Genomic DNA, 25456 nt, shown 5'->3' on the forward strand with positions numbered 1-25456 from the left:
CCTCGGGGCGGCCTTCACGCTTCCTGGGCCCGGGTGAGGAACGGCGCCGGGTCGGCCAGAACGCGGTGGATGACCCGGCCGGCCGCGCCGAGGGTGGCCGCGTTGCCGCCCAGGCGGGAGGCGGTCAAGACCGGGGGCGTGCCGCGCAGGCCGCCGAGGCGCTTCGTCAGGACCTCCGACACCGGCCCGGACAACCACGGGTACAGCTGCGTGAACACCCCACCCAGCACGATGCGGTCGAGGTCCAGCAGGTTCACCGCCGACGTCAGGGCGATGCCGAGGGCACGCCCGGCCGCCGCGCAGGCCGCCAGCGCCGTCTCGTCACCCCGCTCGAGAGCGCTCAGCAAGGCCGGCACCGAGGCGGCGTTTCCCGCCGCCAGCAACGCTTCCTGCCCCGCGTAGGTCTCCAGGCAGCCGCTGCCGCCGCAGCGGCACGGCGCCCCCTCCGGGGCCACGACCACGTGCCCCAGCTCGCCGGCCAGGCCCGTCGCGCCGGCGTACAGCACGCCGTTCACGACCAGGCCCGCGCCGATGCCGATTTCGCCGGACACGTAGAGGAAATCGCGCTCGCCGTCGCCGTACCAGAGCTCGCCGAGCGCGGCGAGGTTCGCTTCGTTGTCCAGTTCGACGGGGACCGGCAGCCGCAGCAGCTCGGCCGGGCGGACGTCCTGCCAGCCGAGGTTGGGGGCGCTGAACAGCACGCCGTCGCCGACCGGGCCGGACACCGCCAGCACCGCGCCCGCCGCCTCCAGCCCCAGCCGGTGGGCCTCGGCGAGCGCCTCGGTGGCCAGCTCCTGCAGCTCGCCCAGGACCTTCTTCGGCCGCGAGCCGCGGTTGTCGCGTTCGCGGCGGGCGGCGAACCGGACCTCGCCGGTGAGGTCGAGCACGCGCACCGCGAGGTAGTCGACGTTGATCTCCAGCCCCAGCGACGCCATCCGCGCCCCGCTGAGCACGACGTCCACCCCCGGCCGGCCGCGTTCGCCCGCCCGCGCGGGGCCGGTCTCGGCGAGCAGGCCCGCCTCCACCAGGTCGCCGACGAGCTTGCTCACAGTCGACTTCGTCAGGCCGGTGACCTCGGCGAGCGCGGCCCGGGTGAGCGGGCCCCCGCGGCTGACGGCGCCCAGCACGACCTCGAGGTTGCGGGCGCGCATCTCCTCGTGCCGCACGGCCTGCGTCATCTGTCCTCCCGCGAAGCACTGTAACCGGCCCCTTGACGCCGGGGACCCCCGCGGCGCATATTTAGTCTACAACGTGAACTAAATGAAGGGACAGTCATGAGCGACTTCGCTCCCCAGCCGGCCGACAAGTTCACCTTCGGCCTCTGGACCGTGGGCTGGCCCGCGAACGACCCGTTCGGAGTCGCGACGCGGCCGCCGCTGGACCCGGTGGAGAGCGTGCACCGGCTGGCGGAGCTGGGCGCCTACGGCGTGACCTTCCACGACGACGACCTGCTGGCCACCGAGCCGGACCGCGACAAGGCGATCGAGCGCTTCCGCAAGGCGCTCGCCGAAACCGGCCTCAAGGTGCCGATGGCGACGACGAACCTGTTCACCCACCCGGTGTTCAAGGACGGCGGCCTGACCAGCAACGACCGCGATATCCGCCGGTACGCGCTGCGGAAGGTGCGCCGCAACCTCGACCTGGCGGCCGAGCTGGGCGCGCAGACGTACGTCGTCTGGGGCGGCCGCGAAGGCGCCGAGTCCGACGCCGCGAAGGACGTCCGCGCGGCCCTGGACCGCTACAAGGAGGGCCTGGACCTGCTCGCCGACTACGTCGTCGAGAAGGGCTACTCGCTGCGGTTCGCGCTGGAGCCGAAGCCGAACGAGCCGCGGGGCGACATCCTGCTGCCGACGATCGGGCACGCGCTGGGCTTCATCTCGCAGCTCGCGCGGCCGGAGATGTTCGGGCTGAACCCGGAGGTCGGGCACGAGCAGATGGCCGGGTTGAACTTCGTGCACGGCATCTCGCAGGCGCTGTGGCAGGGCAAGCTGTTCCACATCGACCTCAACGGCCAGCACGGCCCGAAGTTCGACCAGGACCTGATCTTCGGCCACGGCGACCTGAAGAGCGCGTTCTTCCTGGTCGACCTGCTGGAGAACGCCGGCTACGACGGCCCGCGGCACTTCGACTACAAGCCGATGCGCACCGAGGACGCCGAAGACGTCTGGGTGTCGGCGGCGGCGAACATGCGGACCTACCTGATCCTCAAGGAGAAGTCGGCGGCGTTCCGGGCCGACCCGGAAGTCGTGGAGGCGCTGGCGGCGTCGCGGGTCCCGGACCTTTCGACGCCGACGCTGGCCCCGGGCGAGACGTTCGACGACGTCCTGAACGACGAGTTCGACCTGGAAGCGGCGGCCGCCCGCGGCTACCACTTCACCCGGCTGAACCAGCTCGCCTTGGAGCACCTGCTCGGCGTGCGCTGACGGCGGTCATCCGCTACGCCGCGGGCGTGTTTCCCGCGGCGTAGCGGATCGCGCCCAGCAGGAGCGCGCGGAACGCCGGGTCGGCGTACGACTCGCTCGTGTGGCCGAGCCCGGTGTAGAACGCCCGGCCGCGCCCCTGCGGGTGACACCACGTGATGGGGTGGTCCGCGCCCATCCCGCCGCCGGCGTAGCTGGACTCGTCCAGCGTCTGCAGCACGTGCACCCGGCCACGCGGGTTGGCGCGGAAGTCGTACAGCTCGTCGGTCCGCGTCCACACCGGCGGCAGGTGGGCGGTCGCCGGGTGCGTGCGGTCTTCGGTCACGAACCGGGCCCGCTGGATTTCCGGGTGGGTCTTGAACCAGGCACCCACCAGCTCTCCGTACCACGGCCAGCCATACCCCGTGTCGGCGGCCGCGTGGACGCCGACGTAGCCACCCCCACCCTCCACATAGGACTCGAACGCCGCCTGCCGCGCCGCGTCCAGGACTTCACCGCTGGTCGACAGGAACACCACCGCGGCGTAGGAGTCCGCGAACTCAGGCGCGTCTTCGGTCGCCGTGACGTCGAACCCGTGCGCCGCACCCAGTTCCCGGATCGCCCGGACCCCCGCCGGGATCGAGTCGTGCCGGTACCCGGCCGTCTTGGAGAACACCAGCACCCGCATCGGCTTCCTCACTCGCTGGGAATGGCGGCCATCGGTCAGGTCGAAGCGGCCCCGGGGAAGCTGAGCGTGCCGAGCGCCGCGACCAGCGGAGCGAGCTCCGGCCGGGTCTCCGCCTCCCCCAAGGCCTCGGCCAGCGCCGCGTCGTGGGTCGGACGCGCCGCCGCGAGCAACGCCTGACCCGCCGGCGTCACCTCCGTGTAGATCCCCCGGCGGTCGTCCGCACACAGGTAGCGGGCCAGCAGCCCCCGGCCCTCCAGCCGCGCCACCAGCCGCGTCGTCGCGGACTGGCTGAGGACCACCGCGTTCGCCAGCTGGTTCATCCGGAGGTGGAAGCCGTCCTGGCGGGCCAGGACGTCCAGGACCGCGTACTCGCTCACCGACAGCTCGTGGTCGCGTTCGAGGGCGCGCTGCAGCCCGTCTTCGATCCGCGCGTGGAGCGCGGCCAGCGTTCGCCAGCCCTGCGCGCGCGCTTCGACGGCGTCATCGTCCAGTGACACGGTTCACCTCTCCCCGGCTTGCGCGGACGGCCCGGCAAGCCGCAGGGTTGATATGCGGCGTCTGCAACTATCTCGGACGCTTGTAGTTGCCAACGCCTCCAGTCTACCCCGGAAAGAAGGAAGTTCCATGCCCGCCGCCCTGCTCGCCCTGGCGATCAGCGCGTTCGGGATCGGCACCACCGAGTTCGTGATCATGGGCCTGCTGCCCGAGGTCGCGGCCGATTTCGGCGTGTCGATCCCGTCCGCAGGCCTGCTCATCTCCGGCTACGCGCTCGGCGTCGTCGTCGGCGCGCCCCTGCTCACCGCGCTGGCTTCGCGCGTACCGCGCAAGACCGTGCTGGTCGCCCTGATGGGCCTGTTCATCGCGGGCAACGTGCTCTCCGCGCTGGCTCCGACCTACGGCCTGCTGATGACCGGCCGGGTCGTCGCCGCCCTCTCGCACGGCGCGTTCTTCGGCGTCGGCTCGGTCGTCGCCGCGTCGCTGGTCGCCCCGGCCAAGCAGGCGAGCGCCATCGCGCTGATGTTCACGGGGCTGACCGTGGCCAACGTCCTCGGCGTGCCCGCCGGCACCGCGCTCGGCCAGGCCTTCGGCTGGCGCTCGACATTCTGGGTGGTCAGCGCGCTCGGCGTCGCCGGCGCCGTCGGCATCCTCGCGCTCGTGCCGCACCGGAAGCCTTCGCCGGGCGCGGGCCTGCGCGGCGAGCTCGCCGTCTTCCGCCGCCCACAGGTGTGGCTCGCGCTGGTCATGACCGCGCTCGGCTTCGCCGGGGTGTTCGCGTCCTTCACCTACATCGCCCCGATGATGACCGAGGTCGCGGGCTTCTCCGGCGGCGCCGTCACCTGGCTGCTCGTGCTCTTCGGCGCCGGCCTGTTCGCCGGCAACCTGCTCGGCGGCAGAGCGGCGGACCGCAGGCTGATGCCCAGCCTCTACGTCATCCTGGCCGTATTGGCACTGGTGCTGGTGGCGTTCGTGTTCACCGCGCACGCGAAGGTGCCCGCGGCGATCACCATCGCGCTGTTCGGCGCGGCCGGGTTCGCCACCGTGCCGCCGCTGCAGGCCCGCGTGATGGCCAAGGCCGAAGGCGCCCCGGCGCTCGCGTCGGCGGCGAACATCGCCGCGTTCAACCTCGGCAACGCCGGGGGTGCGTGGCTCGGCGGCCAGGCCATCGAGGCCGGCCTCGGCTACACCGCCCCCAACTGGATCGGCGCCGTGCTCGCCGCGGCGGGCCTCGCCGTGGCGCTCGTCTCCGGACTGCTCGACCGCCGGACCCCGGCTAGTTTCGAAGCCGGAGAACGGGTACTCGCCCGATGAACCACCCACCGAAAGGACCCCTCGTGACCAGCGTGCCCGTCATCGAACTCAACAACGGCGTGCGGATGCCGCAACTCGGCTACGGCGTGTTCCAGGTCCCGGACGACGAGACCGCCACCGCCGTGAAGACCGCCCTCGAGGTGGGCTACCGCAGCATCGACACCGCCGCCGTCTACGGCAACGAAAAGGGCGTCGGCCAGGCGATCGCCGAGTCCGGCCTCGCCCGCGACGAGCTGTTCGTCACCACCAAGCTGTGGAACTCGGCCCAGGGCTACGACTCGACGCTCAAGGCGTTCGACGCCAGTATGACCAAGCTCGGCCTCGAGCAGCTGGACCTCTATCTGATCCACTGGCCGACCCCGGCGCGCGGCAAGTTCCTCGACACCTGGAAGGCGTTCGAGAAGCTCTACGCCGACGGCCGGGTCCGCGCGATCGGCGTCTCCAACTTCCAGCCCGCGCACCTCGAGCGCCTGCTCGACGCCGCCGACGTCGCCCCCGCGGTCAACCAGGTCGAGCTGCACCCGTACCTGCAGCAGCGCGAGCTCCGCGAGTTCGACGCCAAGCACGGCATCGCGACCGAGGCGTGGAGCCCGCTCGCCAAGGGCGGCAGCCTGCTCGGCGACCCGGTGGTGGCCGACCTGGCGGTGAAGCACAGCCGCACGCCCGCGCAGATCGTGCTGCGCTGGCACCTGCAGCTGGACAACGTCGTGATCCCGAAGTCGGTCACGCCGTCCCGGATCGAGGAGAACTTCGACCTGTTCGGGTTCACCCTCACGGAGGAGGAGATGGAGTCGCTGACCCCGCTGGACCGCGGCGAGCGCACCGGCCCGGACCCGGACACCTTCAACGCCGCCTGACCCGCGCCCGCCCGTCCCGGCTCGGAACGCAGTGAATGACTCATTCCTGGCGTCGGAGGTCAGGAATGAGTCATTCATGACGCCGCAGCACTGCCGCCGGGTGCGTGTCACTGCTTGCGGGCGACTCCGCCCACCGTGAGGAAGTTCAGCTCGCCCAGCGGGTGCAGGCGCGGGCCGTCCGGCCACCATTCGTGCAGGTAGACCAGCCCCGGCCGGAGCAGCTCGGTGCCGTCGAAGAACCCGGTGATCTGCTCGCGCGTGCGGTGCACGCTGCCCAGGCCGGTGCCCTGGAAACTGGTCTCCAGCAGCCGCGCCAGCTCCTGGCGCGGGGAGTCCTCTTCCGGGTCGAGGTTGTGCGTGAGCAGCAGGAACGACCCGGGCGCGAGCGCGTCGACGTACTCCGCGACGATCGCCTTGGCGCGGTCGTAGTCGTCGATGTGGTGCACGATCGAGGTGAGGATCAGCGCGACCGGCCGCGTGAAGTCGAGGTATTCCTTGACCACCTCGTCGGCGAGGGTTTCGGCAGGCCGCGTCAGGTCGGCGCCGGTCACGTGGGTCAGGTAGTTCTCCTCGAGCAGCGCCCGGCCGTGCACCTGCACGACCGGGTCGTTGTCGACGTACACCACCTGCGCGTCCGGGTTGTACCGCTGCGCCACCTCGTGGGTGTTTTCCGCCGTCGGCATGCCGGAGCCCAGGTCGAGGAACTGGTCGATGCCGCGTTTGCCGGCCAGGAACCGGACCGCGCGCACCAGCCAGTCGCGGTGCTCCTTCGCCATCGCCTGGGCGCCCGGCGCGATGGCCACCAGCCGCCGCATCGCTTCGCGATCCACCTCGTAGTGGTCGTGGCCGCCGAGGAGCGCGTCGGACAACCGGGCCAGGCTCGCCTTGCTGAAATCGAGGGCGGCCGCACCGCCCTCGGTTCCGGACCGCAGGTCGCCAGGCGTCATCGGCTGTTCTCCCACTCTGCGCGTGGTGACGACACCCCTGCCCGGGTTTCGCTCACCGTGTCCGGCAACGGACAGTGCTCAGATTACGACATGGGGTGCACCAAGTGAACCGGGCACAAGGGCCTTCCCTGCCAGGGACAACTACCCGAAACGGAGTTCGCCCCAGGTCTTTCCCCCGTCCGTGGTCCGGTACACGGCGGAGCCGCCGGAGGCGTCCGGCTGGCCGTCGACGACCACGCCGGTGCCGCGGCCGGGGAAGTCGAGATCGGTCAGCGCGAAGCCGCGTTCGGGCAGCTCGGTCGTCACCCACGTGCGGCCGCCGTCGGCCGTGCTGTGCAGGAACCCGACACCGCCGCCCACGGCCGCGACCGTCGCGGACACCGGCGAGGCCGCGGCGAAGCCCTGGTTGATGCCGGCGAAGGGCACCGCGTCGTCCCCGCTGAACGGCGCGCCGAGCTGCGGCGAGTGCCGCAGCTGCCGCTCGGTCGAGCCCGGCTGCGGTGAGCCGGGGCTGCTGCTGCACAACGCCGCGACCTGCCCATCGCGGACGCCGGCGAGCGAGGCGACCTCGCCGGCCGGGCACGGCGGCTCCGCCGGGGTGAACCGGGCGCCGTCCCCGGAGATCCAGTACTGCTCGGTGCCGTAGTCCGCGCCGAGCGCGACCTGCAGGCCGCCGCCGACGGCCAGGTCCCCGTAGGTGAGGCCGCCGGTGACCGTGAACCCGGGCACCGGGGCCAGCACCGGCGAGCCGGCGGCCGCCGAGTACAGCCGGGTGGAGCCGTGCCCCTCGCCGTAGGTGGTCAGCAGGGCGAAGACGCGACCTCCGGTTTCGGCGATCTTCGAGAGGTAGTACGGCTCCCGCGCCCCGGCCAGGGTGACGGGCTGCCAGGTGGCGCCGCCGTCGCGGGTGGCGCGCACATGGACGCCGTCGCTGACGTACGCGACGCGATCGCCGAAGGCCCGGAGCGCGACGTGGTTGTGGTTGTCCGGCAGCGCGACCGGCGGCGCACCCAGCCGCCGCCAGTGCCGTCCGGCATCGGTGGTGCCCAGCAGCGCCGGACACCACGATTTCGCGCACGGCGAATACCCCAGGACGTATCCGGTGTCGGGGCCGGTCCAGCTCGTCGACGCGGGCTGGAACCCGGGCGGGACCACGGTTGCGGCGGTCGCGGCCGGGATGAACGCGGCCAGGAGGGCGAGGACGGACACCAGCAGCGCACAGCGCCGGGGAGCTCTCATGATCACCTGACGTCCTGCGCACGGTGGGGGTTGCCACTCGAGGAGCAGTTGCGCCGCCCGGCTCAGCGCTGTGCGGCCGGGCGGGCGCCGGGCCTGATGCCCCTGCCGTGGCTCGGTTCCGCCCGCCGGCTTGGCCCGCGGGACGGCGGATTCCCACCCGGCACGGCGGTGGAGGCCGCCCGGCTCAGCGCTGTGCGGGCCACCGGGCCTCGAACCACCGGTCGCTTCCCCGGTGCGATCCGGCGCCGGCCGGGTTGACCAGCGCCGACGCGGCGAGGCCGGCCGAGCGTCTAGTCCAGTGCCCACCAGCCGCCCAGTGAGGTGCCACGGACTCCCGCGCGCGGGAGTCCGAGCTCGGCGAGGATGTCGTCGGGCCACTCGGCGAAGGTGTCACCCAGCCGGGTGGCGCCGCTCGGCCGGCACGAGCCAGCGGTCGAGGAGCGTGCCGTAGCGTTCGCGGACCGCGTCCGCCCCGGCCGCCGACCGGTCGATCGTGGTCACGGCAGGTTCTCGGTGATCGAGGCGATCCAGCGCAGCAGGTCGGCCCCCGCGGCCAGGTCGCCGAGCACGATGATCTTCATGGTGGCGCGCTCACCGTCGTGGATGGTTTCGACGCGCAGGGTCCGCTCGCCGCTGTCGCGCGGCCCGTTCACCCAGGCCACGACCATGGTCGCGATCCGGTCGGCCGCCGCCCGGTCGACACCGGCGATCTCGGCGACGCCCGACAGCTCGGCCGTCGGCGCCGCGGCCCGTTCGGCCACCGGCAGCCCGGTGAAGGCCGCCAGGTCCCCGGCCGTGATCCGGTACTGCTTGCCGATCCGGACCGCCTTCAGCCGCCCGTCCCGCACGTAGTTCCGGACTGTCCGGACGTGCAGGCCGAGCTTCGCGGCGACCTGTTCGACGGAGAAGACGTCCTGCGCCATACCCCTCCTCGGTTTCCCCAAATTACCCTACAGGGCCCTAGATAGGGAAGTTTAGGGAGTAAGCGGTTCACTCAGGCGGGTGACGGGTATCTCCGAGTGTTGTTCCTGTTCGCCCAGATACGTCCACATCGGACAGTCGAAAGGACGGCGCCGACGATGCCGTATCCCCCGCCCCCGGAGCCGTACGGAACGCCGTACGAGCCTGCGCCCGCCGAAGAGATCGTGGAGCGCACCCACCCGCGCATCCGGGCCGTGCGCACGGCCAACGCCCTCATCCACCTCGTCTGCGCGGTGTTCGCGCTGGTCCTGGCCGTGCACATCGTGCTGGTGCTGGGCGGGGCGAACTCGGCGAACGGCTTCGCCCACTTGATCTCGGAGTCGTCGGCAGGCGTGTCGCTCGGCCTGCGCAACCTCTTCACGCCGGACTCGGAGGGCCTGCGGACGTTCCTCAACGACGGCCTCGCCGCCGTCCTCTGGCTCATCTTCGGCGCCATCCTGACCGACGTCATCGCGCGCATCGGCATCCCGGGCCCGCGGCGGGTCTGGTACCGGCGCAGCTACCGCTGACCCGGCTCACGAAGAAGGCCTCCCCGACGGACATCCGGGGAGGCCTTCTTCGTGCTTCAGATCAGCGTTGCGGCTGTTCGGCAGCCGGTTGAACAGGCTCCGGCTCGGGTTCGGGCAGGGCCTGGCCGGCCGGCTCGCCGCCGCGCGGTGCGGGAACGCCCTCGGCGGCGATCGCGTCGAAGTGTTCACGGCACCAGCGGCCGTAGCGCCTTGCGTGCACAGTCATCGCGTCCACCTCCTCTCCACGGGCGATCCTCGTCACCCCATCAGCGTCCTCCGCCGTGGCACCGAACGCCAACAGATTTAAGCGGGACTTAACACACACGAATGGGTGAAAGTCCACAAAGGACAGCGCCATCCGGGGCTTCGCCCCGAGCCGGGGGCTCCGTCACCCGGACCCCCGCAACAAATCGGGTCAGCTCGCGAACTCCCGCACAACCGTCCGGCAGAAGGCCGGCAGGTCGTCCGGGTTCCGGCTGGAAACCAGTCCGTTGTCCACTACGACTTCTTCGTCGACGACCGTGCCGCCGGCGTTACGGATGTCCGTCCGGACGCTCGGGTACGACGTCAGCGTGCGGCCACGCACGACGTCCGCTTCGACGAGCGTCCACGGACCGTGGCAGATCACCCCGACCGGCTTGCCGGCGCGCACGAAGTCGCCGACGAACTTGACCGCGGCGGGGTCCGTGCGCAGGTGGTCGGGGTTCATCGTGCCGCCGGGCAGCAGCAGCGCGTCGAAGTCGCCGATCTCGACGTCGGCGACCTTCCGGTCCACCGCGAACCGGTCACCCTTGTCGATGTCACCGTTCATCGCCTGGATCTCGCCGGTGTCCAGGGACACCAGCTCGACCGTCGCGCCCTCGTCGAGGACGGCCTGGCGCGGCTTTTCCAGCTCGACCTGTTCGACGCCGTCCGCGGCCAGGATCGCGACCCGGCGTCCTTGCAGTGCGTTCGCCATGAGGCTCCCTCGGGTCGGAAAACTGCGTGCACCGGGGTGTTTACCCCCTCGCCGACCGGTCAAACCAAGTCCACAAAGGACAGTGTAGTCCGGGCTTCGCCCCGGGCCGGGGGCTTCGCCACCCGGACCCCCGCAAGATGGGGTGATCAGTCCGCACATTCGATGGCGAGCACAGCGATATCGTCGTGTGCCGAGCTGCCGAGCCAGTCCCGCACGGCCTGCCGCAGCTGCCGCACGACCTCGCGAGCCGGCTCCCCCGCCGCCGCCGTGAGCACCGCACGGAGCCGGTCGTCGCCGAAGAGGTCCGTCTGGTCGTGGCGGTTGCGGGCTTCGGTGATGCCGTCGGTGTAGAGCAGGCAGACGTCGCCGCGCTCCAGCCGGACCTCGGCCTCGGCGAACCGGGCCTGCGGCGAGATGCCGACCAGCGTGCCCGGGACCGTGACCTCCTCGACGACGCCCGACCGGCGGACGATCAGCGGCGCCGGGTGGCCGCCGGAGGCCAGCGTCAGGCCGACCCCGCCGCCGGACGGCCGGGCCGTGCCGAGCACGAGGGTGGCGAACCGGCTGCTGCCGCCGGCGATGAGCAGCTCGTTGAGCAGCCGCAACAGCGTGCGGCCGTCGCGTTCGACCATGGCCAGCGCGGTCAGGGCGTGCCGGACCCGGCCGGTCAGGGCCGCGGCTTCGGGGCCCTTGCCACAGACGTCGCCGAGCACCAGGAACGCGCTGCCGTCTTCGTGGGGCAGCACGTCGAAGAAGTCGCCGCCGACCGTGAGGACGCCGCCCGCCGGCTCGTACCAGGTCTCGAACCGGGCGCCGTCGAGGGCGGGCGGGTCGACCGGGCGCAGGGTCGTCTCCAGGCCGCGGGTCGCCTCCTCCTGCCGGGCGTAGCGCTGGGCGTTGGCCAGCGCCGTCCCGGCCGCCACGGCGAATTCGGCCACCGCGCGGGACTGTTCGGCGCCGAACTCGGCGTCGCCGCGGCGGCCCAGCAGCATCGCGCCGGTGACCCCGGCGCTCGCGCTCGGGCCCAGCGAGACGACCGAGACGTCCACGTGCCCGGCGAACCGGTCGGCGACGACCGACGGCAGCGTGGCGACCTCGGGCGCCGGCACCGGGGCCTGCTGGGGCTTCCCGGTGGTTCCGAACGTCGCCGCCAGCACCGGCGCGACCTGGGCCGGCACCCGCCGGATGCGGCCGTGGCCCTGCGCGGACGGCCGCTCGCAGCTCCACCACTCCCACCGGCCACGGGTGGTCGGCAGCAGCACGAAGACGGTTTCGGCCAGCGCGGACGCGGCCAGCTCGGCGATCACCCGGGCGGTGCCGTGCCGCCCGTGCGCGGCGGCCAGCCGGGGCGCGGCCTCGGCCAGGAAGTCGCCGACGCGCCGCTGCGGGATCTCCTCGGCGGACACGGTCCAGGCGTGCCACCCGCCGGGCACGGCTCGGATCCGGGCCGGGTGGCGGTGGCCGGCCAGCTCGAGGTGGCCGGAGGTTTCGGAGGCGGCGTTCAGGTGCGGCTCGGCGTCGCCGGCCAGGGCCCGCGCGGCCGGGTTCGCCCAGCGCACCGCACCCGTGGCGTCCTGCAGGAACACCGCGTCGCGGACGTCTTCGAGGACGGCCCGCGCGAAGGCGTCGAACCCCGGCGGCCCGCCGTCACCGGTCATCGGCGGCCCGCCGTCACCGGTCATCGGCGGCAGGGCCGTCGAGGCCGGGGCCGGACGTGACACCATGCACGGACCTCCTGCCTCCGGACTGCTGTCGCACGGCTACCGCGTGAGCGGGCGGGCTGGCTCGAAGTGTAGGGCGAAGCATGGCACGCTGGGTCGACGACCATGCCTGGTGCATGCGTGGTGGAGAGGGTCGGCACACATGACAACGGAATCCCAGAGCGAAGCGGCCGCACTGGAACGGGTGCTGGTCGCGGTGCGGGATCTCGGGGACGGCAACTTCCGCCGGCGGCTCGTCCCGCACGGCGACGGCATCTCGGCGCAGCTCGCCGTCGCGTTCAACGACATCGCCGAGCGCAACCAGCGGCTGGTCAGCGAGCTGCTGCGGGTCCGCGCGGCCGTCGGGCAGGAAGGCAGGCTCAGCGAACGGCTCGAGGGCCAGGTCGGTCCCGGCGGCTGGACCACCGCCGTCGACGCCGTCAACGGCCTGGTCGAGGACCTCACCCGGCCGGCGATCGAGCTGGAGCGCGTGCTCGGCGGGGTCGCCGACGGCGACCTGTCCCAGCCGATGACGCTGACCCTCGACGGACGCCCGCTGCAGGGCGCGTACGCCACGCTGGCCAAGACGGTCAACGGCCTCATCGCGCAGCTCTCGCGGTTCGCCGCCGAAGTGACGAGGCTCTCCCGCGAGATCGCGGGTGAGGGACGTCTCGGTGGCCAGGCGGTCGTCCCGGGCGTGTCGGGCACCTGGCGCGACCTGACCGACTCGGTCAACTTCATGGCCGACAACCTCACCGAGCAGGTCCGCAACATCGCCCAGGTCACCACCGCCGTCGCCCGCGGCGACCTGACCCAGAAGATCAACGTCGACGCCCGCGGCGAGATCCTCGAGCTCAAGAACACCATCAACACCATGGTCGACCAGCTCTCGGCGTTCGCCGACGAGGTCACCCGCGTCTCCCGCGAGGTCGGTTCGGACGGCAAGCTCGGCGGCCAGGCGCAGGTGCCGGGCGTCGCCGGGACGTGGCGCGACCTCACCGACTCGGTAAACCTGATGGCCGACAACCTCACCGACCAGGTCCGCGGGATCTCGCAGGTCGCGACCGCGGTGGCCAGCGGCGACCTGACGAAGAAGATCGACGTCGACGCGCGCGGCGAGATCCTGCAGCTGAAGAACACGCTGAACACGATGGTCGACCAGCTCTCGGCGTTCGCCGGCGAAGTGACCCGGGTGGCGCGCGAGGTCGGCAGCGAGGGCAAGCTGGGCGGGCAGGCCGAGGTGCCGGGCGCGGCCGGGACGTGGCGCAGCCTCACCGACTCGGTCAACCAGATGGCCGACAACCTCACCGACCAGGTCCGCAACATCTCGCACGTGACCACCGCCGTGGCGAAGGGCGACCTGACCCAGAAGATCACCGTCGACGCCCGCGGCGAGTTCTTCGAGCTCAAGACGACGATGAACACGATGGTGGACCAGCTGTCCGCCTTCGCCGACGAAGTCACCCGAGTGGCGCGCGAAGTCGGCACCGAGGGTCAGCTGGGCGGGCAGGCGCAGGTCCCCGGCGTCGCCGGCACCTGGCGCGACCTCACCGGCTCGGTGAACTTCATGGCGAACAACCTGACCACCCAGGTCCGCAACATCGCCCAGGTCGCGACGGCCGTGGCCCGTGGCGACCTGACCCAGAAGATCGCGGTGGACGCCCGCGGCGAGATCCTGGAACTCAAGACCACGCTGAACACGATGGTGGACCAGCTGTCCGCGTTCGCGGACGAAGTCACCCGAGTGGCGCGCGAAGTCGGCACCGAAGGCAAGCTCGGCGGCCAGGCGACCGTGCCGGGTGTGGCCGGGACGTGGAAGGACCTCACCGACAACGTCAACTCGATGGCGAACAACCTGACCGACCAGGTCCGGAACATCGCCACGGTGACGGCGGCGGTCGCGAAGGGCGACCTGACCCAGAAGATCACCGTCGACGCCCGCGGCGAGATCCTCGAGCTCAAGACGACGCTGAACACGATGGTGGATCAGCTGTCCGCGTTCGCGGACGAAGTCACCCGAGTGGCGCGCGAAGTCGGCACCGAAGGCATCCTCGGCGGCCAGGCCCGCGTCCGCGGCGTGGCGGGCACGTGGAAGGACCTCACCGACAACGTCAACGTCATGGCCGACAACCTGACCGACCAGGTGCGCAACATCGCGACCGTGGCGAGCGCGGTGGCCAACGGCGACCTGTCGAAGAAGATCCGGATCGAGGCCCAGGGCGAGGTCGCGGCGCTGGCCGAGACGCTGAACGGCATGGTCGAGACGCTGCGCGCGTTCGCCGACGAGGTCACCCGCGTCGCCCGCGAGGTCGGCACCGAAGGCATCCTCGGCGGCCAGGCCCGCGTGCCCGGTGTCGCCGGGACCTGGAAGGACCTGACCGAGAACGTCAACTTCATGGCGCACAACCTGACCAGCCAGGTGCGCAACATCTCGCAGGTCACCACCGCGGTCGCGAAGGGCGACCTGACGAAGAAGATCGACGTCGACGCCCGCGGCGAAATCCTCGAGCTCAAGACGACCATGAACACGATGGTCGACCAGCTCTCGGCGTTCGCCTCCGAAGTCACCCGCGTCGCGCGCGAGGTCGGCACCGAAGGCAAGCTGGGCGGCCAGGCCGAGGTCGACGGCGTGTCCGGCACCTGGCAGCGGCTCACCGAAAGCGTGAACCAGCTCGCCGGGAACCTGACCACCCAGGTCCGCGCGATCGCGCAGGTGGCGACGGCGGTGACGGCCGGCGACCTGACCCGGCACATCACGGTCGACGCGTCCGGCGAGGTCGCCGACCTCAAGGACAACATCAACCAGATGATCGCGAACCTCAAGGAAACGACGAGGACCAACCGCGAGCAGGACTGGCTGAAGACGAACCTCGCGCAGCTGTCGGGCCGGATGCAGGGTCATCGGGACCTGGCGTCGGTCGCGGCGCTGATCCTGTCCGAGCTGGCCCCGCTGGTCCGGGCGCAGCAGGGCGCGTTCTTCCTGGCCCGCGACGACGACCGCGACGGCACGGTGCTCGAGTGCATCGCCGCGTACGGGCTGGCGCAGTCGCGCGCCGGGCTGCGGTTCGCGATGGGCGAGTCGCTGATCGGCCAGGCCGCCGTCGACCAGCGCACGGTGCTGGTGCACAACGCGCCGCCGGAGTACGCGCTGATTTCGTCCGGGCTCGGCTCGGCCGCGCCGGTGAACCTGATCGTGCTGCCGGTGCTGTTCCAGGGCGAGGTGCTCGGGGTGCTGGAGCTGGCCTCGGTGAACGAGTTCAGCACGGTCCACCAGGACCTGCTGGAGCAGCTGCGGCACACGATCGGCGTCAACGTGAACACGATCCTGTCGAACTCGCGGACCGAGGCGCTGCTGACGGAGTCGCAGCGGCTGGCGCAGGAGCTGCGGGCGCGCTCGGAGCAGCTGCAGGCCCAGCAGGGCGAGCTGCGGCGGTCCAACACCGAGCTGGCCGAGAAGGCCGCGCTGCTGGCCCAGCAGAACCGCGACATCGAGGTCAAGAACAGCGAGATCGAGCAGGCGCGTCAGGAGCTCGAGGAGCGCGCCGGGCAGCTGACGGTGGCGTCGCAGTACAAGACCGAGTTCATGGCGAACATGTCGCACGAGCTGCGGACGCCGTTGAACAGCGCGCTGATCCTGGCGAAGCTGCTGTCGGAGAACCCGGAAGGCAACCTGACGGAGAAGCAGATCCAGTTCGCGAAGACGATCTACGCGGCCGGGTCGGACCTGCAGCAGCTGATCAACGACATCCTGGACCTGGCCAAGGTCGAGGCGGGCCGGCTGGACATGCAGATGTCCGACATCACGCTGCCGGAGCTGGTGGACTACGTCGAGTCGCTGTGCCGGCCGCTGACCGCGGACAAGGGCCTGGAGTTCGCCGTCCACATCGACCCGCCGGTGCCCGGGAGCGTCCACACGGACGAGCACCGGCTCCAGCAGATCCTGCGCAACCTGCTGTCGAACGCGGCGAAGTTCACCGACGAGGGCGGCGTCCGCCTCCACATCCGGTCGGCGGACCCGGCGGAGGTGGAGCAGGAGGCGCTGCGGAACGCGCCGGGCATCATCGCGTTCGCCGTCGAGGACACCGGGATCGGCATCCCGGAGGAGAAGCTGGCGGTCATCTTCGAGGCGTTCCGCCAGGCGGACGGCACGACGAGCCGCAAGTACGGCGGCACGGGCCTCGGGCTGAACATCAGCCAGCAGCTGACGGAGCTGCTGGGCGGCGAGCTGCGCGTGGTGAGCGAGCCGGGCGTGGGATCGACGTTCACGCTGTACCTCCCGGTGGCGGCGGCCAACCTGGTGGATCCGGCCCTGACGGCGCTGTCTTCGCCCCGGCTGCCGGCCGTACCCAGCACGGTGCTGGTGGCCGCCCCGGACGTGACGCCCAAGCGCTTCCACGGCGAAAAGGTCCTGGTCGTCGACGACGACCTGCGGAACGTGTTCGCCCTGGCGGCGGTCCTGGAGCAGGCGGGCCTGGAAGTGATCTACGCCGAGACGGGCGTCGACGGCATCCGCGCCTTGGAGCGCAACGAGGACACGGCCCTGGTCCTGATGGACGTGATGATGCCGGAGCTGGACGGAAACGCAACGATCGCGGCCATCAGGGCGGAGGCGGCCAACGCGGACCTGCCGGTGATCGCGGTGACGGCCAAGGCCACGGCGGAGGACCGGGCTCGCACCCTGGCCAGCGGCGCGGACGACTACATCACCAAGCCGGTGGACACGGACAAGCTGCTGGACGTGATCGCGGCATCGTTGGAGGCGGACGCCGCCTCGACCCGCGACGCCGCCTCTTCGACAGGCTGACTTGCTGGAGCGGGTGACGGGAATCGAACCCGCGTAGCTAGTTTGGAAGACTAGGGCTCTACCATTGAGCTACACCCGCGTGCCCCCGGAGGTACCCGGGTGCATCGCCAGCTTAGCGTGACCCGCTAGGCTGATCGCACACCCCCCTGGGGGTGGACCCGGGATGTGGCGCAGCTTGGTAGCGCATCCGCTTTGGGAGCGGAGGGTCGCAGGTTCAAATCCTGTCATCCCGACCAGATAGTCCTCTTTCACACCACGCCCGACGAGGGAGACCTCGCCGGGCGTGTTTGTTTGTGCACATTCCGTGACGGCGACGCGCTCGCCGAACGTCGCCAGGAGAACGTCAGACGGGCGCGCGCGATCGGTGGTGGCGTCGGCCGATCCGGATGCGTTGGTCGCGCCAGGGGTGATCTGGGACGCCGGATCAGCGGGTGCGGATGGCACGGCGCGCCGGAGGGTCTCCCCCATCTCCAGCAACGCGGCGAACGGCTCGGTGAGGTCGGCCCGCTCAACGGTGCCATCCTGCCCGATGTAGAGCTTCTCGAAGAAGCCTTGGTTGATCTGGCGGCGGACGTGGTTCGGCGCGCTGAGGTAGGCGATCTCGCAGTGGCTAGCCGCAGCCAATGCCCGGTCCAAGGTGGCTTCAACGTCGGCCGTGACGACCTTGGCGGCTTTGATCTCACCTTCAGCCTCGGCGAGCGCGCGAGTTAGCCGCTTCATCTCGGAGGCCAGCAGGTCTTGTGGGATGGCTCCCGCGTAGTGAGCACTGAGCAGCTTCTGACGTTCGTCCTCGACCCGCTGCTTGTTGCGCCGGGGCTCCCCAAGGCTCCATCTTGTTGTATAGCCATCCTCGGAAGTCGGCCAGCCGGTACCGGCCGCCGGACTCATGCCAAGTTTCAGGCCGGAGATCTTTTGGTGCCCTGATCGCGCTGCGGCCAGTTCGGCGGCGGCTCGTCCGGCAGCTGGCGCAATCCCTCAAGCACGCGCTGCATAACGGTGCGGTCAGGCATCGCGAACCGGGAGCGGGGATGTGGAACCATTGGCTGCGGGGTGGGGGGGGCCGGCGGGGCGGGGGGGGGGGGGGGGTTGCACGGGTGGGGGGCGGGCCCCCCCCCCCCCCCCCCCCCCCCGATGTGCTGGATGTACGGCCGGGGTCGCTTCGGCAGAACCGGCCGCACGGGCACTGTGGGCGCGTCCCCCGGGGCCGGCTGGAGAGCGGGCAGGACTTCGGTCGGGGCATTGGCAGCGTCGGCTTCGGCCCGCTCGAGTTCAAGACGGCGGCGAATCCCGGCCACCGTGCGATTGGGCTGAGCGCGTATCTGGCGGTTGTGCCGGGCGTCGCTCGCGAGCAGCACGGCTACCCACACGACCGCCACCGCCAGGACGACGAGTACCACCAGCGCCGCGCCAGTCACGGGCCTGGGGGCTCGGGCGGGTCCGCCGAGGCCGGCGGGGACGGGAGCTTGTCGGCGTACAGGTCGAGCACCTCGGCCAGTGCCACGAGCAGCCGGGCCACCTCGTGGAGCTGGTCCCCGGTAGCCGTGTCGGTGCGGAGCCGGGCACTGACCGCCACCAGCTTTCGGCCAGTGACACCTACTCGGTCCGCCAGGGTGACAGGTGCAGCCGGTTCCTCCTGGTCGCTCGCGTGCGCCACCATCACGTCGGCCAGTTCCATGAGGAGGGCGGCAAAGGCCCGCTCCCGTTCAGGCGGCATGGTGCCGGTGAGGAGTTCGCGGCTGACCTGGGGCACATGGTTGTTGACCCCAGCGAGGGCGCGGACGAGTTCGGCGGTTTGTCGATTCATGGCGGGCCATTTCCCGTTCCAGTGCCGCAGACCCGAACGCGTCGGCGAGACGGCTGAGACGAACGTCCATCGACGGGGCGCTTGCCCTGTCGGAGAAAGTAGCGTCGGCTCCGGTGATCAGCGGAAATGCGTGTACGTCCGGGACAAATGAGGCTCTTGCAGGCCCGATGCGGGTCCACAGGAGCCTCATTGCTGTCTATTCCTGCTACAGCGGCAAGGACCACCGCTTGTCGGTTTTCGGATGGGCTACGACCTGTTCGGCGTCCGGCGTGACCGAGATGGTGAAGTCCTCCCGACGCGGCTGCCCGAGCTGGAGCCACAGCTCATGCGCGGCTTCCAGTTCGTCCCACAGACGCCGGTCGCCGCCCTGGGTGACCTGGCGGTCAGCGGCCGGATTACCGGGGGTGGCCTCGACGCGCGCCCATGCCCCGGTGTGGGGGTCGGTGAGGCAGAAATAGACCGGGCCGTCCGTGACCTTGACGTGCCCGGACTCGGTTCCCGGCATCGCGAGTTGGGCGAAGAACGCGAACACGCGCCCGCGCTCACGCAGCACGGTGGGGGCTAGCCGGGTCATGCGGGTCTCGCCGGCCCCGCGGACGGCGCGCCTGGACAGCTCGGGCTGCAGGAGGAAGGGCTGATCAGGGCTGCGCAGCGGCATGAAGTTCGCCCTTGTGGGCAGGAACTGGCCGTGCGCGGACTGGTCGACATCAACGGTCAGGCGGGCGAGGTTGCCAGCGTAGGCGCCGCGGATGTCGGTGAGGATTGTCCCGCCGGGCCGTACCTGCGTGAGCCAGGCCGGAGGCACCTGCCGCAGCGACGCGGTGGCGATGATCCGGTCATACGGGGCACGCTCTGGATAGCCGAGGTACCCGTCCGCTATGGCCAATGTCGGGGCTAGGTCGAGAGCATCGAGCCGATCGCGTGCTCGGTCCACGTACGCCGGGTTGACGTCGACCGAAGTCACCGATTCGGACCCGAGCCGGTGCGACAGCAAGGCAGCGGTCCAGCCGGTGCCAGTGCCGATCTCCAGCACGGAGTCCCCGTCGGTGGCCCCGCTTTGCTCCAGCATGGTGGCGACCACCGCCGGGGCAGAACACGAGCTGACGAGTATTCCCTGCTCGTCGAAGTCGGTCAGCAGCGCCTCATCCTGGTAGACGGCGCGCAGCCATTCCTCTCGCTGGGCGCTGTCGGCGGCGTCGTGGGACTGGCCGCCCAGGTTGTCCGGCAACGTGAACTTGGGCGCGAACAGGTGCCGGGGAAGGGCCTCGAACGCCGCTCGCCACGCGGGCGTGCTCAGCACCCCTTGGTCCACCAGCTGCTGGACCAAGGCGTGGTTGAGGTCGGCGGCCAAGCGCTGCAACTGGCTCTCGAGGTCGATCACAGGTCTTCTCCTGTCAGGTGCGCGGCGAGGGCGGCGGCGATGGGAAGCCCGGTCGCTTCCTGAATCCAACCCCATTGCCCGCTCGGGTTCAGGTCGACGAAGCGGTGCTCGCCGTCTGCGGTCACGACGAAGTCGGCCGCCGCGAAGGCGAGGCCGAGCCGGTCGAGCAGGGCGAGCAAGGACGCTTCGACCTCGCTCGGGAGGCTCACCGGCTCGTAGCGAAGCGCCGAATAGTTCGTGCGCCAGTCGATCGCGCCCGCATCAGGTGACACGATGCTGGCCGCGAACACCCGGCCGCCGACCACAGTTGCCCGCACGTCGCGGACTTTCGGCACTCGCGCTTGGAACTGGTGCGCGGTCAGCGCCACCCGCAGGTCGGCCATGTCCGAGGTCGCCACCTCGGTTGTCGGGATGAAGGCCACCCGATCGCCATCGGCGACGGTCGCCGACGCCAGAGTCTTGTACACGGCCGATGCGTCCAGGTAGGCGCTGTGCTCAGCGGCGTGTTCCGGGGCGTTGGTGATCACGGTGCGCGGCACGGACAGCCCGCACGCGGCGGCGGCCTGGAGCTGGAACGGCTTGTATTCGGCGTCGGCCGCTCGGGAGGGGTGGTTGACCCAGGAGCAAGGCAGGCTCAGGAGAAGCCCGCCGATGCCCCGGCGGGCTTCTCGACCAGCGAACCGCTGCTCAGCATCGGTCATCGACTCCGGGAACCTGAACATGGTCGGCCGCCGGACGTAGACACTGCGGATGTCGCTCAGGTCGACGGCGCGGTCCGCGCTACGGATCTCGCCGTGCCACGTGCCGTCGAAGCGGGCGCTCACTTGAAGGGACAGCGGGAAATCGGCAGTGTCCACGCGCATCACCGACGCGCCTCGACTATCCAACTCCCTGACCACCAGATCGACCGTCGTGTCGGTCGCCTCGGTCAGGACCAGCACCGTGCTGGCAGCAGCTTGCGGGTTCATCGCTTTTAGCCTGTCTCCTCGCCTGACCGTCAGTCGTCGTTCACGTCAAAGGACACGTCTGCGTCCTCCTCGTTTCCGTCGCTGGTGATCTCGGTGACCGATTGCGTCCCACCCTTCTTGGCACCACGGAGACTGTTAGGAGCGGTCCGCAGGGTGAGGCCGAAAGGCGTCACGTCGGTGTCCGAAACGGGCTCAGACGTTGGCGTCCACCCCAGCGGAGGCCCGAGCACGAAACGCTTGTCGGCATCGATGAGTGGCAGCTCGGCCGTGGTCATCTGCTGTCTCCATTCCTGTCGTGATCACCTGGACGGCACCCCGACGGCCAGGGCCAGCACCGGGGAACGGGGTCGTGCGTGCGGGAGTTCGCCGGGGCCTCGGAGGCGAGAGGCGGTCAACCGGTCGCCGGGGTGCCGAGACCGAACGTATGGCCGCTACTGGCCAGTAACCCGAACTGACAGCTCGGGTGGGTTAGCGCTAGAAATGATCTAGACGGGCAGACCGATGTGGGCGGCCAGGCGCACGGCTCCGACCGATTCGGTCCGCCGCCCGCGCTCGATGACGGTGCGCAGGAGGGTGTGGGCCGCCGGGCGGAACCGGACGTCTTCCGGCGCGTCCTGTTCGGCGGTGCCCAGCAGCTCCAGCGTCGTGGCGAAGTTCCGCCGCTGGGCGTAGCCCTTGGCCTGGTCGAGCAAGAAGGCCACGCGGCGCTCGATGGACGGCGACCGCTCGTGGTCGACCTGAGCCGCCAGCCGCAGACCCTCTACCGCTTCGCCCGACTCCACTTCGACGGTGACCGCGTACATCGCCACGTTGGTCGGGCCGAAGGCAGTCCAGCAGGTGTTGCAGTCGCCCGTGCGCTCAGCCAGCGGGGCGGCCTGCCGCAGCCGATCCCGGCCCGTCCAGGCATCGCCGTTGCGCACGGCGGCCACGGCGGCGATGAGCAGCAGAGCGCCGGATAGTGCCACCGCCTTACGGTGGTCGGCATGGAGCAGCGGCCGCAGGTGAGCCAGCGCGTCTAAGGCCACAGCTTCGGCTTCCTCGGCGCGGCCGTCCGCGAGGAGCACCTGGGTCAGGTTCCAGCGGGCTCCGGCCAGACGCACCGGGTCATCGGCCTGCTCAGCCGCCCGCTGCGCCCGGTCGGCGGCCAGCAGCGAGAGGTCAACCCGCCCGACGCGTTTGGTGACGGTCCGCAGGAGGCCGTACAAGTCGGCCGCTACTGCCTGGATCTGGCGCTGCTGGCGGCCCGCCGCCCCGCGGATCATGGCTTCGGTGGCCGCAATCAGTTCCGGCAAGTCGGTGGTCAGTTCGCTGTAGCGGTGCGGCGAGGTCTGCCAGGCGTGCCAGGCTGCCTGCACCTGAGTTTCCAGGTCGGATACCGCGGCCAGGCTCGCAGCCTGCGGCTGCGGGGTGGTCATCGCCCGGTAGATGGCGTCAGCCGTGACGCCGCGGGCCCGAGGCGGCCGGACCGCCGGCTGGCCATCGAGCAGATCACCGGGCTTCACGCGCAGGACATCCGCCAGCTGGGCCAGCACGGCAATCGTCGGCAGCTTTTGCCCGCGCTCGATCTGGTACAGGTAGTCGGGGGTGATGCCGGTCAGGCCCGCCACGACGGTCTTCGTCTGGCGAGCGGCGGTGCGGTAGAACCGCACCCGGTCTCCCACCCTGCGCGCCAGATCATCGTTCATCGCCGTTGCCGCACCCTCCCGCCGGGCCGTGACCAGCGCAAATGGTATCGCGTCGGAACCGGTCCGTCACGAATGGCACACTCGCGTCCATGACCGCGCCGAACACGCCGCCGCGCACCTTGGTGCTGTGGGATGTCGACCACACCCTGATCGAGACCCGCGGTGTCGGCCGGGCCATCTACGACCGTGCGTTTCCAGCCGCCACCGGCCGGCCGCTGGCCAAACTGGCACAGATTTCCGGGCGCACCGAACTCGACATCATGGCCGAGTCGCTGCGCGTCAACGGGCTGGAACCGACCGACGAGGCCGTGAAGCAGCTGGCCGCCGCGCTCGTGCAGGGCTATGAGGACGCCCGCCAAGAGTTGGCCATCACCGGCCGGGCACTGCCGGGCGCCCGCGAAGCGCTCGAGCACTTGGCCGCCGATCCGGCCAACCACCAAGGCATCCTGACCGGGAACCTGCGCGAGGTGGCGCGCATCAAGCTGGAGGTGTTCGGGCTCGACCAGTACCTCGACTTCGAGGCCAGTGCCTTCGGTGACGACCATGCCGACCGGCCCGAGCTGGTGCGGTTCGCACGGGAGCGAGCCGAAGCTCAGACCGGCGCGCGGTTCGAGTTGCGCGACGTTGTGCTCATCGGCGACACGCCCAACGACGTGAAGGCGGCGCTGACCGCAGGCGTGCGGGTGGTTGGAGTGGCGACGGGGAAGAGCACCGAGGCGGACCTGGCGGAGGCGGGTGCCTCGGCTAGTGTCAGGGACCTAACCGACCTCGCCACGCTTCGGCGACTCCTTGCCTCTGACGAATAGGAACCTGCGGTTCTTCGCCATCCGTCAATACATACCCGCCTCGCACGACTTCACCAGCCTGACCACTGCCTCAATAGCGTCGTGCCGGGAACTTTCCATTGAACAGCTTATCCAAGTAGTAAAATGCGCCATCTGGCTTGTTTGCGAGATCTGCATCGAGCGCTGCACGGGCTCTTATGGCCGCCCTCTTCAACTTCGTTTGCGCGTCCTTGAGATTGGCTTCGCTCGAACAGGCATAGATTCTTCCCGCCGCATGCTTCGGGTCGTTCATGCTCGCCAGTCCGATGCTGTCAAGACTTTCGAGGAGTTGGCAACCATCCCACACGTGGATATAGTGCTTTTGTTTCTTGACATGTTCCGCTGCGCGCATCTCCAGGTAGAACGAGGAAATCGGAACAGATCGGTAGTATTTCCAGGCCTTGACGAGTCGCGCCAAGTCCTTCGCGTCGCCCTGATGTGGTTTATGGTTAGCGTCATTGACATAGGTCAGGTGCTCGTCTGGGGCGGAGTCAATCCAAGCTGACCCCGCACTTGGGCCAGGGATGTCATAGACTAGCTGCTTTTCGGCGCCGCGATTTGTTATGAACCCTGGAATTACCTCCCAAGTCTCATAGCCAGCACCAAACTTTACAACCACGGCCGGTCGGCTGATGTTGATTGGCGTGTAAGGGAACGTTTTCGTGAGTGCGTCCTTCACCCATGTTAGGGCCGTGTATGACGACTGAGGCCTTGGCATGTTGAGACTCACCAAAGCATCGATGTCACTATAGCCACGGACGCCGGTACCATGGGAAAACGAGCCCGTCTCAAAGAAGCGCGTTACTTTAAGTGACGCGTTGAGCGACGCTGTAACTGTGCTTCGATGTCGCGCGCCGGCCTGCCTTTGCGGTTTAGTAGGAGTAAGCCTGCTAAGAAGTTCCTCAAATGCTGTATTAACTGTTCGAATCACTCGACTCCCCCGATCGGGTAACGCGCGCCGAGAGCAGGCTTGCTACACTCTTCATCGCCGCTTCATTCTTTTTTCGCTTGAGTTTGTAAATGAAATCGGGGACCTGAGGTACGTCGCGTCGAAGGGTGTACAGGCGACTCTGCCACACAAGCAGGTCTTGCGGTTCGAGGTCTTGGGCGTTGTTCGCCAACTTATCCTCGATCACGGTCGTAAGATCGCTGCGATCGGCCGCAGCACGACGAATACCGAACCAGTACTCAATGGCGTTTAGGAAGGCTGGCAGTAGTGGTACAAATATCCCCAAGAGGAACGTGGCCAGACTTAGCCTTTGCCAAATACCGAATCCGATCAAGACAGCAGCCCAGAATACGACAGTGCCGAGCCAAAAGTTTGCATAGGTGCGCAGAAGTCGGTCCGAATATGACGCGTTTGCTCGCTGACATATTGCGATTGTGGCCGAGCCGTCCTGACTCGTATCGATTGGATACCAGTCGAGAAGATTCGCCTCTTTTGCACTAGATAAGACTAGGTCATCATCGCCAGCAATCGAAGATATCTCTTCAAGTGTGGGACATGGTGTTCGTTTGCCCTGTGATGGCATGTCGAAGATGAGTACGTCAAATATTTCCTGAACGGCCGCAGCTTTGGCAGAGGTGTTCTTTTCAAGTTGTGTCAATATCGTACGGCCAGCGAACAGCCATAGGGTGGCGATGCCAGCCCAGATCACTGCGGTTTTGGGCCAAAGCAAGGATGCTATCGGTGTCGTGATTGCGATCAGCAGCACGCCCGTTGTCTTTAGGGCCAGCCAGCGCTTCGACCGCGAGTACAGACGACGCTGAGCAAGCAGAAGGCGGGCGGCTTCGATAGTGTTCTGCTTGCTCGCTATGATCTTGCTTGTCGGAGGCGAGTATTCGCCTTCGTCGGACGAGTTATCCGCGTCTGTCATCTTCGATGCCTTTCGTTACCGCAAAA

General features: G+C 69.6%; 23 protein-coding genes and 2 tRNA genes. 8 read left to right on the forward strand and 17 right to left on the reverse strand.

Annotated elements, in window-relative coordinates; all coding sequences use genetic code 11:
• Positions 1 to 14: 14 nt before the first annotated feature.
• Positions 15 to 1178, reverse strand: a complete 1164-nt coding sequence (locus tag ISP_RS34760; protein WP_013228545.1) for an ROK family transcriptional regulator — start codon at positions 1176 to 1178, stop codon at positions 15 to 17.
• A gap of 96 nt (positions 1179 to 1274) precedes the next feature.
• Here ISP_RS34760 and xylA point away from each other — a divergent pair, with 96 nt between their 5' ends.
• The gene (gene xylA / locus ISP_RS34765) at positions 1275 to 2423 is read left to right on the forward strand and encodes a xylose isomerase (protein WP_013228546.1); all 1149 of its coding nucleotides are present in this window, start codon (positions 1275 to 1277) and stop codon (positions 2421 to 2423) included.
• Between the two features lie 13 nt (positions 2424 to 2436).
• On the opposite strand, the gene ISP_RS34770 is transcribed toward xylA, so the two are convergent.
• Together ISP_RS34770 and ISP_RS34775 are read right to left on the reverse strand one after the other, a co-directional pair.
• Entirely contained in the window at positions 2437 to 3087 is a 651-nt protein-coding gene (locus tag ISP_RS34770; protein ID WP_013228547.1) for a ThuA domain-containing protein, read from the reverse strand.
• A gap of 35 nt (positions 3088 to 3122) precedes the next feature.
• Complete coding sequence (locus ISP_RS34775; RefSeq protein ID WP_013228548.1) at positions 3123 to 3584, reverse strand: MarR family winged helix-turn-helix transcriptional regulator; 462 nt, start codon at positions 3582 to 3584, stop codon at positions 3123 to 3125.
• Between the two features lie 127 nt (positions 3585 to 3711).
• Here ISP_RS34775 and ISP_RS34780 point away from each other — a divergent pair, with 127 nt between their 5' ends.
• On the forward strand, positions 3712 to 4896 hold the full coding sequence (locus ISP_RS34780; protein ID WP_013228549.1) for an MFS transporter: 1185 nt from the start codon (positions 3712 to 3714) through the stop codon (positions 4894 to 4896).
• A 23-nt stretch (positions 4897 to 4919) separates the two neighbouring features.
• On the forward strand, positions 4920 to 5753 hold the full coding sequence (locus ISP_RS34785; RefSeq protein ID WP_013228550.1) for an aldo/keto reductase: 834 nt from the start codon (positions 4920 to 4922) through the stop codon (positions 5751 to 5753).
• A gap of 107 nt (positions 5754 to 5860) precedes the next feature.
• On the opposite strand, the gene ISP_RS34790 is transcribed toward ISP_RS34785, so the two are convergent.
• The 3 genes from ISP_RS34790 to ISP_RS34800 all read right to left on the reverse strand — a co-directional run bounded on the left by ISP_RS34790 (position 5861) and on the right by ISP_RS34800 (position 8862).
• Positions 5861 to 6700, reverse strand: a complete 840-nt coding sequence (locus tag ISP_RS34790; RefSeq protein ID WP_013228551.1) for an SAM-dependent methyltransferase — start codon at positions 6698 to 6700, stop codon at positions 5861 to 5863.
• A gap of 141 nt (positions 6701 to 6841) precedes the next feature.
• On the reverse strand, positions 6842 to 7945 hold the full coding sequence (locus tag ISP_RS34795; protein WP_013228552.1) for a hypothetical protein: 1104 nt from the start codon (positions 7943 to 7945) through the stop codon (positions 6842 to 6844).
• A 491-nt stretch (positions 7946 to 8436) separates the two neighbouring features.
• Entirely contained in the window at positions 8437 to 8862 is a 426-nt protein-coding gene (locus ISP_RS34800; RefSeq protein WP_013228553.1) for a helix-turn-helix domain-containing protein, read from the reverse strand.
• A gap of 156 nt (positions 8863 to 9018) precedes the next feature.
• On the opposite strand from ISP_RS34800, the gene ISP_RS34805 reads away from it, so the two are divergent.
• Complete coding sequence (locus tag ISP_RS34805; RefSeq protein WP_013228554.1) at positions 9019 to 9429, forward strand: hypothetical protein; 411 nt, start codon at positions 9019 to 9021, stop codon at positions 9427 to 9429.
• A gap of 61 nt (positions 9430 to 9490) precedes the next feature.
• Here ISP_RS34805 and ISP_RS34810 read toward each other — a convergent pair whose 3' ends face one another.
• The 3 genes from ISP_RS34810 to ISP_RS34820 all read right to left on the reverse strand — a co-directional run bounded on the left by ISP_RS34810 (position 9491) and on the right by ISP_RS34820 (position 12111).
• Positions 9491 to 9691: a hypothetical protein gene (locus ISP_RS34810; RefSeq protein ID WP_141748441.1), complete on the reverse strand. Its 201-nt coding sequence runs from the start codon at positions 9689 to 9691 to the stop codon at positions 9491 to 9493.
• A 153-nt stretch (positions 9692 to 9844) separates the two neighbouring features.
• Positions 9845 to 10387, reverse strand: a complete 543-nt coding sequence (locus tag ISP_RS34815; protein WP_013228555.1) for a type 1 glutamine amidotransferase domain-containing protein — start codon at positions 10385 to 10387, stop codon at positions 9845 to 9847.
• 146 nt (positions 10388 to 10533) lie between these two features.
• Positions 10534 to 12111 carry a SpoIIE family protein phosphatase gene (locus tag ISP_RS34820; RefSeq protein ID WP_013228556.1) on the reverse strand — a complete coding sequence of 526 codons (1578 nt, stop codon included), beginning with the start codon at positions 12109 to 12111 and terminating at the stop codon, positions 10534 to 10536.
• Positions 12112 to 12250: 139 nt separating this feature from the next.
• On the opposite strand from ISP_RS34820, the gene ISP_RS34825 reads away from it, so the two are divergent.
• Positions 12251 to 16891: a HAMP domain-containing protein gene (locus ISP_RS34825; protein ID WP_013228557.1), complete on the forward strand. Its 4641-nt coding sequence runs from the start codon at positions 12251 to 12253 to the stop codon at positions 16889 to 16891.
• 5 nt (positions 16892 to 16896) lie between these two features.
• On the opposite strand, the gene ISP_RS34830 is transcribed toward ISP_RS34825, so the two are convergent.
• Positions 16897 to 16970: transfer RNA gene (locus ISP_RS34830), tRNA-Gly, on the reverse strand.
• An 80-nt stretch (positions 16971 to 17050) separates the two neighbouring features.
• On the opposite strand from ISP_RS34830, the gene ISP_RS34835 reads away from it, so the two are divergent.
• A tRNA-Pro gene (locus ISP_RS34835) sits at positions 17051 to 17127 on the forward strand.
• Positions 17128 to 17182: 55 nt separating this feature from the next.
• A complete protein-coding gene (locus ISP_RS34840) occupies positions 17183 to 17602 on the forward strand; it encodes a hypothetical protein (RefSeq protein WP_141748500.1) in 420 nt (139 codons plus the stop codon).
• Between the two features lie 700 nt (positions 17603 to 18302).
• On the opposite strand, the gene ISP_RS34845 is transcribed toward ISP_RS34840, so the two are convergent.
• The 5 genes from ISP_RS34845 to ISP_RS34865 all read right to left on the reverse strand — a co-directional run bounded on the left by ISP_RS34845 (position 18303) and on the right by ISP_RS34865 (position 22729).
• Entirely contained in the window at positions 18303 to 18695 is a 393-nt protein-coding gene (locus ISP_RS34845; RefSeq protein ID WP_013228558.1) for a hypothetical protein, read from the reverse strand.
• A 205-nt stretch (positions 18696 to 18900) separates the two neighbouring features.
• Entirely contained in the window at positions 18901 to 20076 is a 1176-nt protein-coding gene (locus tag ISP_RS34850; protein WP_013228559.1) for a methyltransferase domain-containing protein, read from the reverse strand.
• Positions 20073 to 21044 (reverse strand): ATP-grasp ribosomal peptide maturase, encoded by a 972-nt coding sequence (gene tgmB, locus ISP_RS34855; protein ID WP_013228560.1) that lies wholly within the window; start codon positions 21042 to 21044, stop codon positions 20073 to 20075. Before tgmB ends, ISP_RS34850 begins: the two co-directional genes overlap by 4 nt.
• A 29-nt stretch (positions 21045 to 21073) precedes the next feature.
• Positions 21074 to 21319: a hypothetical protein gene (locus ISP_RS34860; RefSeq protein WP_013228561.1), complete on the reverse strand. Its 246-nt coding sequence runs from the start codon at positions 21317 to 21319 to the stop codon at positions 21074 to 21076.
• 210 nt (positions 21320 to 21529) lie between these two features.
• Positions 21530 to 22729, reverse strand: a complete 1200-nt coding sequence (locus ISP_RS34865) for a helix-turn-helix domain-containing protein (protein ID WP_013228562.1) — start codon at positions 22727 to 22729, stop codon at positions 21530 to 21532.
• Between the two features lie 89 nt (positions 22730 to 22818).
• On the opposite strand from ISP_RS34865, the gene ISP_RS34870 reads away from it, so the two are divergent.
• A complete protein-coding gene (locus ISP_RS34870; RefSeq protein WP_013228563.1) occupies positions 22819 to 23535 on the forward strand; it encodes an HAD family hydrolase in 717 nt (238 codons plus the stop codon).
• Between the two features lie 70 nt (positions 23536 to 23605).
• Here the strand turns inward: ISP_RS34870 and ISP_RS34875 are convergent, their stop codons facing one another.
• A complete protein-coding gene (locus tag ISP_RS34875) occupies positions 23606 to 24484 on the reverse strand; it encodes an SMODS domain-containing nucleotidyltransferase (protein ID WP_014467523.1) in 879 nt (292 codons plus the stop codon).
• Entirely contained in the window at positions 24468 to 25430 is a 963-nt protein-coding gene (locus ISP_RS34880) for an S-4TM family putative pore-forming effector (RefSeq protein ID WP_071831591.1), read from the reverse strand. Before ISP_RS34880 ends, ISP_RS34875 begins: the two co-directional genes overlap by 17 nt.
• Positions 25431 to 25456 lie beyond the last annotated feature (26 nt).

The organism is Amycolatopsis mediterranei (assembly GCF_026017845.1).
GTDB lineage: Bacteria > Actinomycetota > Actinomycetes > Mycobacteriales > Pseudonocardiaceae > Amycolatopsis > Amycolatopsis mediterranei.

Coding starts and splice junctions, on each gene's coding strand:
- ISP_RS34860 (WP_013228561.1), bottom strand. CDS start 21,319: ATGACCACGGCCGAGCTGCCACTCATCGATGCCGACAAGCGTTTCGTG.
- ISP_RS34800 (WP_013228553.1), bottom strand. CDS start 8,862: ATGGCGCAGGACGTCTTCTCCGTCGAACAGGTCGCCGCGAAGCTCGGC.
- ISP_RS34790 (WP_013228551.1), bottom strand. CDS start 6,700: ATGACGCCTGGCGACCTGCGGTCCGGAACCGAGGGCGGTGCGGCCGCC.
- ISP_RS34870 (WP_013228563.1), top strand. CDS start 22,819: ATGACCGCGCCGAACACGCCGCCGCGCACCTTGGTGCTGTGGGATGTC.
- ISP_RS34865 (WP_013228562.1), bottom strand. CDS start 22,729: ATGAACGATGATCTGGCGCGCAGGGTGGGAGACCGGGTGCGGTTCTAC.
- ISP_RS34825 (WP_013228557.1), top strand. CDS start 12,251: ATGACAACGGAATCCCAGAGCGAAGCGGCCGCACTGGAACGGGTGCTG.
- ISP_RS34880 (WP_071831591.1), bottom strand. CDS start 25,430: ATGACAGACGCGGATAACTCGTCCGACGAAGGCGAATACTCGCCTCCG.
- ISP_RS34815 (WP_013228555.1), bottom strand. CDS start 10,387: ATGGCGAACGCACTGCAAGGACGCCGGGTCGCGATCCTGGCCGCGGAC.
- ISP_RS34780 (WP_013228549.1), top strand. CDS start 3,712: ATGCCCGCCGCCCTGCTCGCCCTGGCGATCAGCGCGTTCGGGATCGGC.
- ISP_RS34820 (WP_013228556.1), bottom strand. CDS start 12,111: ATGGTGTCACGTCCGGCCCCGGCCTCGACGGCCCTGCCGCCGATGACC.
- ISP_RS34845 (WP_013228558.1), bottom strand. CDS start 18,695: ATGAATCGACAAACCGCCGAACTCGTCCGCGCCCTCGCTGGGGTCAAC.
- tgmB (WP_013228560.1), bottom strand. CDS start 21,044: ATGAACCCGCAAGCTGCTGCCAGCACGGTGCTGGTCCTGACCGAGGCG.
- ISP_RS34760 (WP_013228545.1), bottom strand. CDS start 1,178: ATGACGCAGGCCGTGCGGCACGAGGAGATGCGCGCCCGCAACCTCGAG.
- xylA (WP_013228546.1), top strand. CDS start 1,275: ATGAGCGACTTCGCTCCCCAGCCGGCCGACAAGTTCACCTTCGGCCTC.
- ISP_RS34770 (WP_013228547.1), bottom strand. CDS start 3,087: ATGCGGGTGCTGGTGTTCTCCAAGACGGCCGGGTACCGGCACGACTCG.
- ISP_RS34805 (WP_013228554.1), top strand. CDS start 9,019: ATGCCGTATCCCCCGCCCCCGGAGCCGTACGGAACGCCGTACGAGCCT.